Below are 13,594 nucleotides of genomic sequence, written 5' to 3' on the forward strand. Positions count from 1 at the left end.
ACACTAATTTCGGATCCACGATTTTGACCACTGAACCATGCAGTCCCATCCGACGGGGTGCCTGAGAACATGGTTCGCCATCCGGAAAGGTTCCGAACATGACAACCACCCCAGAAGCCAACCGCACTGCGCTGGATGCCGACGTGATCGTGGTCGGGGGAGGCAATGCGGCATTTACTGCTGCCCATGCCGCCGCGATCCGTGGTCGCAAGGTCCTGCTGCTGGAGAAGGCGCCAAGGGACCAGTTTGGCGGAAACAGCTACTACACCGCCGGGGCCACCCGCATTGCCCACGATGGGCTTGAGGACCTGCAGGACTTCATCGAGTTCGATGAGCGCCACCCGCTCTCCGAGGTTCCTCCATATTCGGCTGCCGACTACGCCGCGGACATCAAAAAAGTCACCGAGGGGCGCAATGACGAGGACATGACCGCGGTGCTGGTCGAGGAAGCGGCCCCGGGGCTGCGCTGGCTGAACTCACTTGGACTGAAGTACCGGCTGATGTACGAGCGCCAGGCCTACGCCCGAGAAGACGGCACCTACCTGTTCTGGGGCGGTCTGCATGTGGGCAATGTCGGAGGTGGCGAGGGGCTCATGCACGATCACCTGGCCGTGGCCGGGAAGTTGGGTACCGAGGTCCGGTTCGGCCAGGATGTCCACGGGCTGATAGTGGACGGCGGACGGGTTGTCGGAGTGAAGGTGCGCGTCGATGGGCTGGAGCGGGAACTGCGGGCAGAGTCGGTCATTCTGGCCGCCGGAGGCTTCGAGTCCAGTGCCGAATGGCGCCGCGAGCACCTGGGCGAGGGGTGGCAGCATGCCAAGGTCCGCGGTACCCCGTTCAATAACGGTGAAATGATCGCCGCTGGCCTGGAAATCGGTGCCGCCAAGGGCGGGGACTGGAACACCTGCCACTCGGTGCAGTGGGATGCGAACACCGCGCACAACGAGTCCAATCGTGAACTGACCAACCGGTTGACCCGCCAAAGCTACCCGTTGGGCATCATCGTGAACAACCGCGGTGAGCGGTTCCTCGATGAAGGCGCGGACTTCCGCAATCTGACCTACGCCAAGTACGGCAAGGTCATTCTCCAGCAACCCGATTCGATCGCCTACCAGGTCTTCGATGCCTCGCTGCGCCCGATGCTGCGTAGTGAAGAATACGAGATGCCCGGGATCTCCGAGGTGGTTGCCGATTCGATCGAGGAACTGGCCGGAAAGATCGGGGTGGATGCCGCATCCTTGTCCAGGACAGTGGCCGAGTACAACGCCGCCATCGACACCAGCATCCCCTATGACCCGAACGTACTGGATGGGCGTGCGGCCAAGGTAAGTCCTCCCAAGAGCAACTGGGCGGCCCCGCTGGAAACCGGGCCGTTCTACGCCTACCCGGTCACCTGCGGTATCACCTTCACCTTCGGGGGGCTGAAGGGGACCATCAATGGCGAGGTTCTGAACGAGAACGGTGAGGTCATCGACGGGCTCTTTGCCTGCGGGGAAATGCTCGGCGGACTGTTCTCGACCAACTACCCTGGTGGGTCGGGCCTGGCCGCCGGTGTCGTCTTCGGCCGCCGAGCCGGTAATCTGGCATAAGTAATCCATTGACCGTTCCCGCGGGGCAACACCCTGCGCCGCGGGAACGAGGTGGCCCCACCGGGTAGGTAGGCAAGGGACATGGCGAAGCTCGATTCCGAGGCAATCCACGCAAAGTTGAAACAGCGGCTGCTCAGTGGCCAGTACGCGCCGGGAGACGCATTGCGCGAAGTGACGCTGTCCGAGGAATTCGGGGTCTCGCGTACCCCGGTCCGTGAAGCCCTGACCCGGCTGCTCCATGAAGGTTTGCTAGAGCGAAGGGCCCGCGGCCTATATGTGAAGGAAATCGATCCGGAACAGATCATGCAGGTCTACGACCTGCGCATCATGCTTGAAGGACAGGCTGCCGCCGAAGCGGCACTGAGCCGCACCGAGCCTGACATCATCCGCCTGCAGGCGCTGGTTGACAGGGACAGGTCCCTGGAACGCCCCGACAATGCCGTGCGGCTGGTCACCAATATCGAATTCCATCAGGCGTTGTGGAAGTCGGCGCGTAACCCCGTACTGGAAGATATTCTTGACCGGCTGGCCACACACCATGTGCACGCTCCGAACTCGACCCTGTCGGTCGGGGCACGCTGGGAGGAATCCCTGGATGAACATGCCCGGATCGTGGAATGCATCCGTGACCGCGAGCCGGATCGTGCCCGCCAGGTGATCCAGGATCACATGAGAACGGCCAAGGCCATGAGATTGCGCATGTTCTCCAACGTGGGAGTGCCCGGCGAGTAGCCACGCATGCGTGATGTGGGGTGCCCCTCGGGGGACTCCTCCCTGACCGGCCGGGCCCACGTACCCCGGTACCCGTCCGCCCCCTGCTCCGACAGCGGAGTCGGGAAATGTTACGTTCTTCGTTGAACGGTGTTCAAGTTTCTTGTGTACAGTGGTCGCAACCAGTATTGAACAGCGTTCAGTGATTCCCTTGGTGATGCTGGACGCCACCCCGTGAGAGGCGACGTGTTCCATGAGAGCAACCCAGAGTTCCCCGACGGCCCTGCCGGAGACAGCCGGCAGCGACTTTGATGCCAGCGCGCTAGCCGCGCGCATTGCCGACGGGCATCGGCTTGATCGCACCGAGGCGCTGGCCGTGCTCAGCACCCCCGACTCGAGAACCCATGCGTTGGTGGGCGCGGCCGGCCTCCTGCGGCGCAGGCACTTCGGTAACACCGTGAAGGTCAACTACCTCGTGAACCTGAAATCGGGTTTGTGTCCAGAGGACTGCACCTATTGCTCGCAGCGCCTGGGGTCCACCTCTGAAATCCTCAAGTACACCTGGTTGAAGCAGGATGAGGCAGTGCGCCAGGCGGGCCTCGGCGTGGCCGGTGGGGCATCGCGGGTGTGCATGGTCGCCTCGGGCAAGGGTCCCACGGACCGGGATGTGGACCGCGTGGCTGGAATGGTTGAGCGGCTCAAGGGCGAGCATCCCGAGATCGAGGTGTGTGCTTGCCTGGGCATTCTGAAGGAAGGGCAGGCCGAGCGCCTGCGCGCGGCCGGAGCCGATGCCTACAACCACAACCTGAATACCGCCGAGTCCCTGTACCCCGAGATCTGTTCCACCCACACCTTCGCGGACCGGGTGGATACCGTCGAGCGGGCCCAGCAGGCGGGGCTTTCGCCGTGCTCCGGGCTGATCGTGGGCATGGGCGAAACGCCGGAACAGCTCGTGGAGGCGGTGTTCGCTTTGCGTGAGCTGGGCGCGCAGTCCATTCCGGTCAACTTCCTGATGCCCTTCGACGGTACTCCGCTACAGGGTACCTGGCTGCTGACGCCATTGGCCTGCCTGCGCATCCTGGCATTGGTCCGGCTGGCCTGCCCGGATGTGGAGCTGCGCATGGCCGGGGGCCGGGAAATGCACCTGCGCTCGCAGCAGGCCGCGGCCCTGGAAGTGGCCAACTCGCTGTTTCTGGGGGACTACCTGACCAGCGAGGGGCAGGCGGCAGTCCAGGATCTTGCCATGATCGCGGACGCCGGCTTCGTGGTGCTGGGCCAGGAGGGCGAAGATCCGTACCGGCTCGCGGAACAGTTGCGCCGGGATACCGCGGCCCTGCCTCCGCAGCAGGTCGCGGCGGCCGGCTGTGGCACCTCTTGTGCGGCCAGTTGTTCCGGCGCGACCCAGGGGTGCCAGGTTCCCGTGGAGGTGCCCGCGCCCACCCTGCGCCGCCGTGGGGCAGGGACGGGGCAGCTGCCCAACGCCTGAAGGATCTGACGGCCGTCCGGCAGTCGGGATTTCCCCTGGTCAGTGCGCTGCGAGCAGCCTGCCCGATTCCAACCGGATGACCCGGTCAGCCAATTCCAGGGAGTCCTGGTCGTGGCTGACCAGGCAGACGGCGGTGCCGCGGTCGGCTTCGTGACGGAGGATCTCATGCATCTTCTTCCGGCTCTCGATATCCAGTCCGGCCGCCGGTTCGTCCAGCAGCAGGGTCGGAGCCTGTTGGATCAGCCCCTGCGCCAGTAGTGTGCGTTGGCGTTGGCCACCGGAGAGCGTGTTGAACGGCCGATGCTGGAGATCCTCCAGGTCAACCTGGCGGGCGCAGCGCGCCACATCCGCCGTAGGGATGCGACGGCCGGAGCGTGGGCGCCAGGTTCCCATGGCTATGACATCACGTACGGTGACCGGCAAGGTGTCGGGAACCCGGGTATGCTGCACCACCAGCGCAACCGTGCCGCGACGCTGGATTTTCCCTTGCCGCGGCGCATGCAGTCCGGCCAGCAACTCCAGCAGTGTCGACTTGCCTGAACCGTTCGGGCCTGCGATGGCTGTCAATTCTCCCGGGTGCAGCTGGAAGTGGATGTCGCGCAGCACGTCCTGTGTGGCGTAACCGAAGCACAGGTCGCTGGCGGTGATGGTGGGCGGGGCATAAGTCATGCAACCAGTGTATCAATTGCTAATGATTCTCATTAACGGTATGTTCGTTCTCGTGTTGATTGAACCCCTGAATGCAGACTTCATGCTCCGGGCCCTGACCGGAGGCAGCCTGGTGGCCATCATTTGCGGTATTGCTGGAACCTGGGTGGTTGTCCGCGGCATGGCTTTCTTGGGGGAAGCGCTTGGCCACGGCATGCTGCCCGGCGTTGCATTGGCCACCGTCTTGGGATGGCCATTGCTCCTCGGTGCTGCAGGCAGCGCGATCGTGATGAGCGCGGCCATCGGCGTACTGCAACGGCGGGGCCGGCTCTCCTACGACACGAGCATCGGGTTGCTGTTTGTCGGAATGCTCTCCGCCGGGGTGATCATCGTGTCGCACTCCCGGAGTTTCGCCACCGACGCCACCACCATGCTCTTCGGCGACATCCTCGCGATCTCCGCCGGTGACCTGCTGGTGCTGTCCTGTGCGCTGGGACTGGCCGTCGTGATTGCCGTGACGTTCCACCGGGCGTTTACCGCGGCCGCCTTCGACCCGAGGATCGCCCAGCTCCTGGGACTCAGGCCACTGCGCACCCAGGTGATCCTGGTCGGATTGGTCACCTTGGCCGTTGTCGCCTCCTACCAGGCGGTCGGGACATTATTGGTGGTCGGCCTGTTGCTGGCCCCGGTGGTGGCCGCAAACCGCTGGACCACACGTATCCCGGGAACCATGGTGCTGGCCTCGCTCTTCGGCATCACCTCGGTGCTCTGCGGCTTGCTGATCTCCTGGTATCTGGGGACCGCCGCGGGGGCCTCCATTGCGGCCGCGGCCATAGGACTGAGCCTGTGCTCGGCGCTGGTCCGCTCGCTGGCCATGCGCAGCGGCCATTCGGCAACACACCAGCGCACACAACCGACAACAACTCCAGCCATGAGCAAAGGAAATGCATGAATCGCGCCCTCACCGGCTTGCTGGCCACCTCGGTGTCCCTGCTCGTCCTCACCTCCTGCGCCCAGAACGCGCCAGGCAACGAGCCATCAACGACCCTCTCCGGAAACGGGGAACAGCACGAATCCCATGATCACGAGCCCGAACCCGAGCACGGGGTCCAGGAAACCAGTGAAGCCCCGCTACATCTGGTGAGCATCGATTCCCAGGGGCGGGTCGGGATGCTGGACCTGGTCTCCGAAGAGGGCCGGGAGCTGGGACAGATCCCGGTTCCGCACAACGTGGACAGCGATGGGCGGTACGTCTTTGCCGATACCGGGGCAGGGGTACAGGTCATTGATTCGGGTATGTGGAGCTGGGCCCACGGGGACCACTTCCACTACTACCGGGGCACCCCGGGACTGTTGGGAAATCTGGAGGGGAGCGGCCCGGCGATCGTCTCCATCTCGGCGCATTCCACCTCCGGCGGCACCGGGGTCTTCTTCCCCGAGACCGGCCAGGCGACCGTGCTGGATAACAAGGAATTGTCCCACGGGCGCCTCCAAGAGGTTTTCAGTATCCAACTCGAAGAAAACCAGACATTGCTCTCGCCCTTCGGGAAGGGGGCCCTGGTCAGCCGGACCGATAACGACGGCCAAGTCACGGGCGTCCGATACGTGGACGAGGAAGGAGTACCGGTGGCGGACAGCGAAGCCGATTGCCCACAGGCCCACGGTAGTATCACCACCGCTGCCGGGGTAGTTCTCGGGTGCGCCGACGGCGCGCTGGTGGCCACCGGGACCGGCGAAACCCCCGAATTCGAGAAGATTCCATACCCGGAACGGGTTCCGGCCGCCGAGCGGGCCATGGACTTCGCCGGGCGCAAGGCTCGGCCCAGTGTCGCGGCATTGGCCGGCGAGCACGGCGCCTGGATCCTGGATGCCAGGGCAAAAAGCTGGGAACGGATCTGGCAGGGCCGGACGTTGCTGCGGGTCATCGCGGTTGACGATGCCAAGGGACATGTGATCGCGTTGGATGATGCCGGGCGATTGCGGATCCACCAGCTGGAGTCCGGCGAGGAGACCGCGGTCAGCGAACCGCTGCTGGCACACCTGGTTGACGACCCGCAGCTGCTGCAGGGGGTCGAACTGTCCGTGGACCAAAGCCGCGCCTACCTCAACGACCCGGCCAGCGGAACCGTCCATGAGATCGATTTCGCCGATAGCGGGCGCATCACTCGCAGCCTGGACACACCGACGGACGCGGTCTTCATGGCGGAGACCGGCCGGTGACCGGGCGGTTCAGGCGCCGGCTGCTGCTGGTCGGCACGGTGGCCGCGCTGCTGCTGACCGGGTGCACGGCCACCGCACCGGACGGGGAACCGGTGCGGATCGTGGTGACCACCAATATCCTGGGCGACGTGGTCGAACAGGTGGTGGGGGATGCGGCAGAAGTGACCACCTTGATGAAACCCAACGCCGACCCGCACTCCTTCGCGGTCTCGGCCCGCGAATCGGCGCTGATGGCCGAGGCCGACCTGTTGGTGACCAGCGGGTTGGGTCTGGAAGAGGGGTTGGAACAGCACCTGTCCCGGGCCGCCGCCTCCGGTTCACGGCTCTTCGTGGCCGGGGACCACCTGGCGGTGCTGGACTACGCGCCCGATGCCGGAAGCGACACCCCGGACCCGCACTTCTGGACCGACCCGTTGCGGATGGCCGAGGTTGTTGACGCGCTGGGCAGGGAACTGGCGACGGTTGAGGGGATCGACATCCCGGCGGTGGAACTCGGCGTCCGGGAATACCGGGCGCAACTGGTGGAACTGGACGAACGGATGCGTGACTCGTTCAGGCGGATACCGTCCGAACGCCGGGCCCTGGTGACCAACCACCACGTCTTCGGCTACCTGGCCGAGCGCTATGATTTCAAGCTTGTCGGCGCGGTGATCCCGGGCGGCACCACCCTGGCCGCACCCAGTGCGGCGGACCTGGACGGGCTGGCCACGGCTATCAGGCAGGCCGGGGTGCCGGCGATCTTCGCCGAATCCTCGCAACCGGACCGGCTGGTGCGGGCCCTGGCCGAGGAGTCAGGAATCCACGTCGAGGTCATCGAGCTGTTCAGCGAATCGCTCAGCGAACCCGGTGACGGGGCCGGAAGCTACCTGGAAATGATGTACAGCAATACCGAACGAATTACCGACGGGCTTGGCTAGAGCAGCCCGCCCCATGAAAGGAAACACCATGAAGAAATTGCAGAACCGGCCCTTGGCCCTGTTCTCGACACTTGCACTGCTGGGGCTGGCGGCCACCGGCTGCGCCTCAGGGTCAACCGGTTCCGCTCCGGAACCGGCGGCTTCCGGGCAGGGCGTGGAGCACGGGCTGGCGCCGCTAGCCGTCAGCTACGAGAACGGGATTGCGGTGCTCGATGGTACCAGCCTGGATGTGCTGGCGACCCTGGATAGCGAGGAGTTCACCCGGCTCAACGCGGTCGGTGACGGCAAGCATATCCTCGTGACCACCTCCCGCGGGTTCGAGGTGCTGGATACCGCCGTGCCGGAACTGACCGGGGCCACCTTCTCGGCCACCACCCCGGGGCACGTGGTGCGCCATGCGGGCAAGACCGTGCTCTTTGATGACGGCACCGGGGATACCACCGTCTTCGAGACATCCGCACTCGATGCCGCCGGTAGGCAGCTTCCCGAAACCCGTGTGATCCCGGGTCAGGAGGCCCACCACGGGGTTTCGGTCGAACTGGCCGACGGCACCCTGGTGACCACCATCGGCACCGAGCAGTCACGCAGCGGCGCCAAGGCCCTGGATAGCCAGGGCCAGGAGCTGGATTCCAATACCAGCTGCCCGGGTATCCACGGGGAGGAGACCGCCCAGGGTGAAGCGGTGGTCTTCGGCTGCGAGGACGGGGCGTTGCTGTACCACGACGGGCACTTCGACAAGTTCACCGCCCCGGACGACTACGGGCGGATGGGCAATGCCTACGTTTCGGAGAACAGCCCCATCATCGTCGGGGATTACAAGAATGATCCCGACGCCGAGGGGTATCTGTTGAACCGGATGGCGTTGATCGACACCGCCAAGCACTCCTATGAGGTCATCGAGCTGCCCGCGGGGGTGCAGTACACCTGGCGCGGGGTGGTCCGCGGCCCGGACGAGCAGGCCTACATCCTGGCCACCGACGGGGCGATCCACGTGCTGGATCCGTCCACCGGGGAAATCACCGGGAAGTACGATGTGCTCGATCCCTGGCAGGGCCCGATGAACTGGCAGGATCCGCATCCGGCCATGACGCTCAACGGTTCGATCGCCTATGTGGCGGATCCGGAGAACAACCAGGTCCATGCGGTTGACCTGGAAACCGGGGATAGGACCGCCACTGCCACGCTGGACGCGGCACCGAACGAAATGGCCGCGGCGCTGGGGTAGCCATGCGCTGAGCAAAGGGTATTGCGGGTAACCCGAAGGCCGGCTTCCAGGAGGTTTGAGGAACAATGGAAGCCGGCCTTCGGGTGCATTGCGGCGGTGTCAGAGCCCGCGGACGATCAGCACATCCAAGGTCCGCGGACCGTGCACGCCCTCAACACGTTCCAGCTCGATGTCGCTGGTGGCGCTGGGCCCGGAAATCCAGGTTTGCGGACGGGTCACCTCCAGGCGCGGCATCGCCTCGGGCAGCAGTTGCACGATCGTGGAGACCGGGACAATGCACACATGGTGGTCCGGAACCAGCGAAATCGCCCGGCGGCCCTGGTCCGGTTCACCGTCCAGGATGATGGTTCCGGACTCGGCCACCGAAATCGCCGAGGAGGTCACCACGGCGCTGGTGGCATCCAGCTCGGGAATCGTCAGCATCGAGCCGGGGGCGTCCATGTGGCGCTGGACGGATTCGGGCACGGCCTGCAGCCATCCGGTATCCAAACCATGCGGGTAGACCACGCTGTGGGCCGCATCCAGCTTGGAGGCCACGAAGGTGGGGATATCGGCGGCGTCGATGACATCCACCCCGGCCTTGTAGTCAACCAGCCGGTCCACCAACAGCTCGATCAGCTCTTCCTCGCTGAGCGAGGAGGTGGTGCGGTAGCTGCGGGGAACCTCTTCCACCCGGGGGGCGTCGGCCAGGGCCGTGCGGATCCGGCCCAGGATCTCATCCTTGGCGCTCATTTGCCCTCCTTCTCACTCTTCCACCAGTCGCGGAAGGATTTGCTCGGTGGAGCCGGCAGGTCGCGGCTGGAGGTCCAGCCCGCGGCAATGCCCGGCAGCTTCTTGATCTTCTTGTCCTTGCCGGCCACCAGCTTGCCCAACGGCAAGGCCTTTTCCAGCAGGCCCAGATGGTTGCCGCTGCTCAGGGCCCACGAACCGCCCTTCATCAGCAGATCCATCTGGGTGGGCAGCAGTTTCTTTCCGCGTTTGGAATCCACGTCCTCACCACGCAGGTGGACCAGGATCTCCGGGATGTTGATCTTCACCGGGCAGGCATCGTAGCAGGCCCCGCACAGCGAGGAAGCATACGGCAACGAGTTGTTCTCCTCGGCCTCGATGCCGGTCAGCAGCGGGGAGAGGATGGCGCCGATCGGCCCCGGGTAGGTCGACCCGTAGGCGTGGCCGCCGGTGCGCTCGTACACCGGGCACACATTCATGCAGGCCGAGCAGCGGATACAGTTCAAGGCGGTGCGCCCGAACTTGTCCGACAATGCGCGGGTCCGCCCGTTGTCCAGCAGCACCAGGTGCACATTCTGCGGGCCGTCGTTCTCGGTGACCCCGGTCCACAACGAGGTGTACGGGTTCATCCGCTCACCGGTGGAGGAGCGGGGCAGCAGCTGCATGAACACCTCGATGTCCTGCCAGTTGGGCAGGACCTTTTCGATGCCCATCACGGTGATCAGGGTTTCGGGAAGGGTCAGGCACATGCGGCCGTTGCCCTCGGACTCGACCACACCCAGGGTGCCGGTGTCGGCCAACGCGAAGTTGGCCCCCGAAATGGCCACCTTGGCCGAGAGGAACTTCTTGCGCAGGTGCAGCCTGGCCGCCTCGGCCAACTTTGCCGGCTCATTGGTCAGCGCCGGATCCACCTGCGGCATTTCACGCAGGAAGATGTCGCGTACCTCGGTGCGGTTCTTGTGGATGGCAGGGACCAGGATGTGGCTGGGCTTGTCGTGGTCCAGCTGGACGATCAGCTCGGCCAGGTCGGTTTCGAAGGCCGCGATACCCTGGGCCTCCAGATGTTCGTTCAACCCGATTTCCTGGGTGGCCATGGACTTGACCTTCACAACCTCGTCACTGCCGGTGTCCCTGACCAGGCGGGTGACGATCTGGTTGGCCTCGTCCGCGTCGCGGGCCCAGTGGATGATGCCGCCGCGGGCGGTGAAGTTCTTCTCGAACTCCTCCAGGCGCTGGTCCAAGTTGGCCATCGAGGCATCCTTGATGGCCGAGCCGGCATCACGTAGCGCTTCCCAATCCGGAAGTTCGCCCACCACGCGGATGCGCTTGTCGCGGATGGTGTGGGTGGCGTGGCGCAGGTTGGCGCGCAACTGGGTATTGCCCAGTTCGCGGTGGGCCGCGGCGGGGAACTGTTCTTCGGCAAAGAGGTTGCCGGCACCCGGGGCGGGCATGCCGAGGAATACTTGGCTCACAGTGCCACCTCCATTTCACGGGTGCTGGCCAGGATGTCGGCCAGGTGCATGGTGCCCGGGCGCTGTCCGCTGCGGGAGAGGCCGCCGCCGATGTGCATCAGGCAGGACACATCTCCTCCGGCGCACAGGGAGGCCCCGGTGGAGCAGATGTTCTTGACCTTGTCATCGAGCATGGCGCTGGACACCTCGGAGTTCTTCAGGGAGAAGGTGCCGCCGAAACCGCAGCACTGGTCCGCTTCGGGCAACTCCTCCACGGTGATCCCGCCAACGGACTTGAGCAGGTTCAGCTGCCGGTCCTCCAGCCCCAGGGTGCGCATGCCATGGCAGGAGGGGTGGTAGGTGATGGTGTGCGGGAAGTAGCTGCCCAGTTGTTCGGCCGCGTTGGTGATCCCCAGGACATCGGTCAGCAATTGCGAGAGTTCATAGGTCTTGGCCCCGACGGCCTCGGCGCGCTCCTTCAGTTCGGGCTTGCCCAGGCGCTTGGCCAGGACCGGATGCTGGTGCTTCACCGAGGAGACGCAGGACCCGGACGGGGCGACAGCCACATCGTAGTCGGAACGCTCGAAGGCCTTGACGTGGTTTTCAACCACCGGCAGTGCTTCTGGCATGTATCCGGAGTTGATGTGCATCTGTCCGCAGCAGGCCTGGCCGGCCGGGAAGATCACCTCGTGGCCCAAGCGCTCCAGGATCTTCACTGTTGACTTGGCCGTTTCCGGGTACATGGCATCCACGATGCAGGTGGCAAAGAGTGCAATACGCATTAGTTAACTCTCTCGCTGTGTGGTCTGACCATACTAGGTCGAAGAATCCGGTTCCGTCAAGACTTGTTGTGATTGCTCTCACCTTGTAACATCGGTGGTCTGACCATACGTGGTCTGACCATCACACATAAGGACGCCCACACGTGTTTACACCATCAACAGAGCCGATTGCAGGCAGCGTGGCCATCTCCGCGCTGGTTGCCCTCATTCCCTTGCTCACCTTTTTTGTCATGCTTGCCATCGTCAAGGTCAAGGCCCACTGGGCCGGCCTGACTTCCCTATCCGTCGCCATCATCGTGGCGATCTTCGGCTGGCAGATGCCGGTCGGTTTGGCCTTCAACTCCGGAATCATGGGCATCGTCTTCGGTGCCTTCCCGATTGTCTGGATCGTGGTCATGGCGATCTGGCTCTACCAGGTCACCGTCATTTCCGGCCGGTTCGAGGATCTGCGCCGGGTCTTCGACGTCATTGGTGGCGGCGATGTCCGCATCCAGGCCGTACTGATCGCCTTCTGTTTCGGCGGCCTGCTTGAAGCGCTGGCCGGTTTCGGGGCACCGGTGGCGATCACGGCCACCATGCTCTTGGCCCTGGGGCTCTCGCCGCTGCGGGCTGCCTGTGCCGTGCTGATTGCCAATACCGCTCCCGTGGCCTTTGGCGCCGTAGCCATCCCGATCACCACTGCCGGTGCCCTGACCGGGATCCCGTCGGCCGAAATCGGCGCCGTGGTCGGCCACCAGTCCCCGGTGTTGGCCCTGTTCGTCCCCTCGATTCTGGTGCTGGTTATCGACGGCTGGCGCGGCATGCGCCAGACCCTGCCGGCCACCATCACCATCGGTGTCTCCTTCGCCATCGCCCAGTGGCTGTGCGCCACCTACTTCTCCTACGAACTGACCGACATCGTCGCGGCCCTGGTCGGTCTGGGTGTGGCCGTGCTGCTCTTGCGCATCTGGCACCCGAAGGGCGTGGAGGAAGCGCGTGCGCGAATCCTGACCCCCGAGGCGCTGGCCATCCCGATTGACCACAACAAGAAGCTGCACCCGGGCCAGACCTGGATGGCGCTGTTCCCGTACATCCTGGTGATCATCATCTTCGGTGTGGCCAAGCTGTGGCGCCTGGGTGTGGACATCCCGGCGGCGCTGGCCTCCACCGATGTGAAGTTCGGTTGGCCCGGCCTCTACAACGTTGTGGTGGATGCCGAAGGCGAGCCGGTTTCCTCGACGATCTACAACCTGAACTGGCTGTCGACCCCCGGAACCCTGTTGCTGATCACCGGCCTGATCGTAGCGGTCGTCTACTCGAAGTTCGACGACGGCGGCAAGTACGCGATGACAGTGCGCAATGCGATCGCCGAGATCGGACGCACCGTCTACAACATGCGTTTCGCCGCCCTGACGATCCTGTCGGTGCTGGGCCTGGCCTACGTGATGAACCTGTCCGGCCAGACCATCACCATCGGTACCTGGCTGGCTGGAACCGGTGCGGCGTTCGCCTTCCTTTCCCCGATCCTGGGCTGGATCGGCACCGCGGTTACCGGGTCGGATACCTCCGCCAACGCCTTGTTCGCCAAGCTGCAGCAGACCGCCGGCATCAACGCCGGCATCGACCCGACCCTGCTGGTCGCCGCCAATACCTCCGGTGGTGTGGTCGGCAAGCTGATCTCCCCGCAGAACCTGGCCATCGCGGCCACCGCGGTGAAGATGGACGGGCAGGAATCGGTGATCCTGAAGAAGGTTGCCGGTTGGTCGGTTGGCCTGCTGCTGGTGCTCTGCGTGCTGGTGTACCTGCAGTCCACACCAGTGCTCAGCTGGATGCTTCCCTAGTGACTAAACTGGGTCC

At 64.6% G+C, this 13,594-nt stretch carries 12 protein-coding genes; 8 read left to right on the plus strand and 4 right to left on the minus strand.

Features of this window, described 5'->3' with window-relative positions; translation table 11 throughout:
• Positions 1-98 precede the first annotated feature (98 nt).
• From tcuA to bioB, 3 genes are all read left to right on the plus strand, one after another.
• Positions 99-1,589, plus strand: coding sequence for an FAD-dependent tricarballylate dehydrogenase TcuA (tcuA, locus tag OK351_RS08885; protein ID WP_265158006.1), 1,491 nt, complete (start codon positions 99-101; stop codon positions 1,587-1,589).
• Positions 1,590-1,670: 81 nt separating this feature from the next.
• Entirely contained in the window at positions 1,671-2,321 is a 651-nt protein-coding gene (locus OK351_RS08890) for a GntR family transcriptional regulator (protein ID WP_265158008.1), read from the plus strand.
• A 232-nt stretch (positions 2,322-2,553) separates the two neighbouring features.
• On the plus strand, positions 2,554-3,786 hold the full coding sequence (bioB, locus tag OK351_RS08895; RefSeq protein ID WP_265158010.1) for a biotin synthase BioB: 1,233 nt from the start codon (positions 2,554-2,556) through the stop codon (positions 3,784-3,786).
• Positions 3,787-3,825: 39 nt separating this feature from the next.
• On the opposite strand, the gene OK351_RS08900 is transcribed toward bioB, so the two are convergent.
• Positions 3,826-4,455 carry a metal ABC transporter ATP-binding protein gene (locus OK351_RS08900; RefSeq protein ID WP_265158012.1) on the minus strand — a complete coding sequence of 210 codons (630 nt, stop codon included), beginning with the start codon at positions 4,453-4,455 and terminating at the stop codon, positions 3,826-3,828.
• A gap of 52 nt (positions 4,456-4,507) precedes the next feature.
• Here OK351_RS08900 and aztB point away from each other — a divergent pair, with 52 nt between their 5' ends.
• The 4 genes from aztB to aztD are packed head-to-tail and all read left to right on the plus strand — an operon-like array spanning position 4,508 to position 8,796.
• Positions 4,508-5,386, plus strand: coding sequence for a zinc ABC transporter permease AztB (gene aztB / locus OK351_RS08905; protein WP_306349478.1), 879 nt, complete (start codon positions 4,508-4,510; stop codon positions 5,384-5,386).
• Positions 5,383-6,654, plus strand: a complete 1,272-nt coding sequence (locus OK351_RS08910) for an ABC transporter (protein ID WP_265158016.1) — start codon at positions 5,383-5,385, stop codon at positions 6,652-6,654. The genes aztB and OK351_RS08910 overlap by 4 nt, the downstream gene beginning before the upstream one ends.
• Complete coding sequence (gene aztC, locus OK351_RS08915; RefSeq protein ID WP_265158018.1) at positions 6,651-7,571, plus strand: zinc ABC transporter substrate-binding protein AztC; 921 nt, start codon at positions 6,651-6,653, stop codon at positions 7,569-7,571. The genes OK351_RS08910 and aztC overlap by 4 nt, the downstream gene beginning before the upstream one ends.
• A gap of 28 nt (positions 7,572-7,599) precedes the next feature.
• Positions 7,600-8,796 carry a zinc metallochaperone AztD gene (gene aztD / locus OK351_RS08920; protein ID WP_265158020.1) on the plus strand — a complete coding sequence of 399 codons (1,197 nt, stop codon included), beginning with the start codon at positions 7,600-7,602 and terminating at the stop codon, positions 8,794-8,796.
• Positions 8,797-8,895: 99 nt separating this feature from the next.
• On the opposite strand, the gene OK351_RS08925 is transcribed toward aztD, so the two are convergent.
• Genes OK351_RS08925 through OK351_RS08935 form a run of 3 tightly spaced genes read right to left on the minus strand, consistent with a single transcriptional unit; the run spans position 8,896 to position 11,758 of the window.
• On the minus strand, positions 8,896-9,528 hold the full coding sequence (locus OK351_RS08925) for a LutC/YkgG family protein (RefSeq protein ID WP_265158022.1): 633 nt from the start codon (positions 9,526-9,528) through the stop codon (positions 8,896-8,898).
• The gene (locus OK351_RS08930; protein WP_265158024.1) at positions 9,525-10,997 is read right to left on the minus strand and encodes a LutB/LldF family L-lactate oxidation iron-sulfur protein; all 1,473 of its coding nucleotides are present in this window, start codon (positions 10,995-10,997) and stop codon (positions 9,525-9,527) included. Before OK351_RS08930 ends, OK351_RS08925 begins: the two co-directional genes overlap by 4 nt.
• Positions 10,994-11,758 (minus strand): (Fe-S)-binding protein, encoded by a 765-nt coding sequence (locus tag OK351_RS08935; protein WP_265158026.1) that lies wholly within the window; start codon positions 11,756-11,758, stop codon positions 10,994-10,996. The genes OK351_RS08930 and OK351_RS08935 overlap by 4 nt, the downstream gene beginning before the upstream one ends.
• Positions 11,759-11,901: 143 nt before the next feature.
• On the opposite strand from OK351_RS08935, the gene OK351_RS08940 reads away from it, so the two are divergent.
• Positions 11,902-13,578, plus strand: coding sequence for an L-lactate permease (locus OK351_RS08940; protein WP_265158029.1), 1,677 nt, complete (start codon positions 11,902-11,904; stop codon positions 13,576-13,578).
• Positions 13,579-13,594 lie beyond the last annotated feature (16 nt).

This window comes from Glutamicibacter sp. MNS18 (genome assembly GCF_026107515.2).
Taxonomy (GTDB): Bacteria; Actinomycetota; Actinomycetes; order Actinomycetales; family Micrococcaceae; genus Glutamicibacter.

Excerpts from the sequence above, each read along its gene's own strand:
- OK351_RS08925 (WP_265158022.1), bottom strand. The coding sequence starts at position 9,528 with ATGAGCGCCAAGGATGAGATCCTGGGCCGGATCCGCACGGCCCTGGCC.
- tcuA (WP_265158006.1), top strand. The coding sequence starts at position 99 with ATGACAACCACCCCAGAAGCCAACCGCACTGCGCTGGATGCCGACGTG.
- OK351_RS08890 (WP_265158008.1), top strand. The coding sequence starts at position 1,671 with ATGGCGAAGCTCGATTCCGAGGCAATCCACGCAAAGTTGAAACAGCGG.
- OK351_RS08900 (WP_265158012.1), bottom strand. The coding sequence starts at position 4,455 with ATGACTTATGCCCCGCCCACCATCACCGCCAGCGACCTGTGCTTCGGT.
- OK351_RS08935 (WP_265158026.1), bottom strand. The coding sequence starts at position 11,758 with ATGCGTATTGCACTCTTTGCCACCTGCATCGTGGATGCCATGTACCCG.
- bioB (WP_265158010.1), top strand. The coding sequence starts at position 2,554 with ATGAGAGCAACCCAGAGTTCCCCGACGGCCCTGCCGGAGACAGCCGGC.
- aztD (WP_265158020.1), top strand. The coding sequence starts at position 7,600 with ATGAAGAAATTGCAGAACCGGCCCTTGGCCCTGTTCTCGACACTTGCA.
- OK351_RS08910 (WP_265158016.1), top strand. The coding sequence starts at position 5,383 with ATGAATCGCGCCCTCACCGGCTTGCTGGCCACCTCGGTGTCCCTGCTC.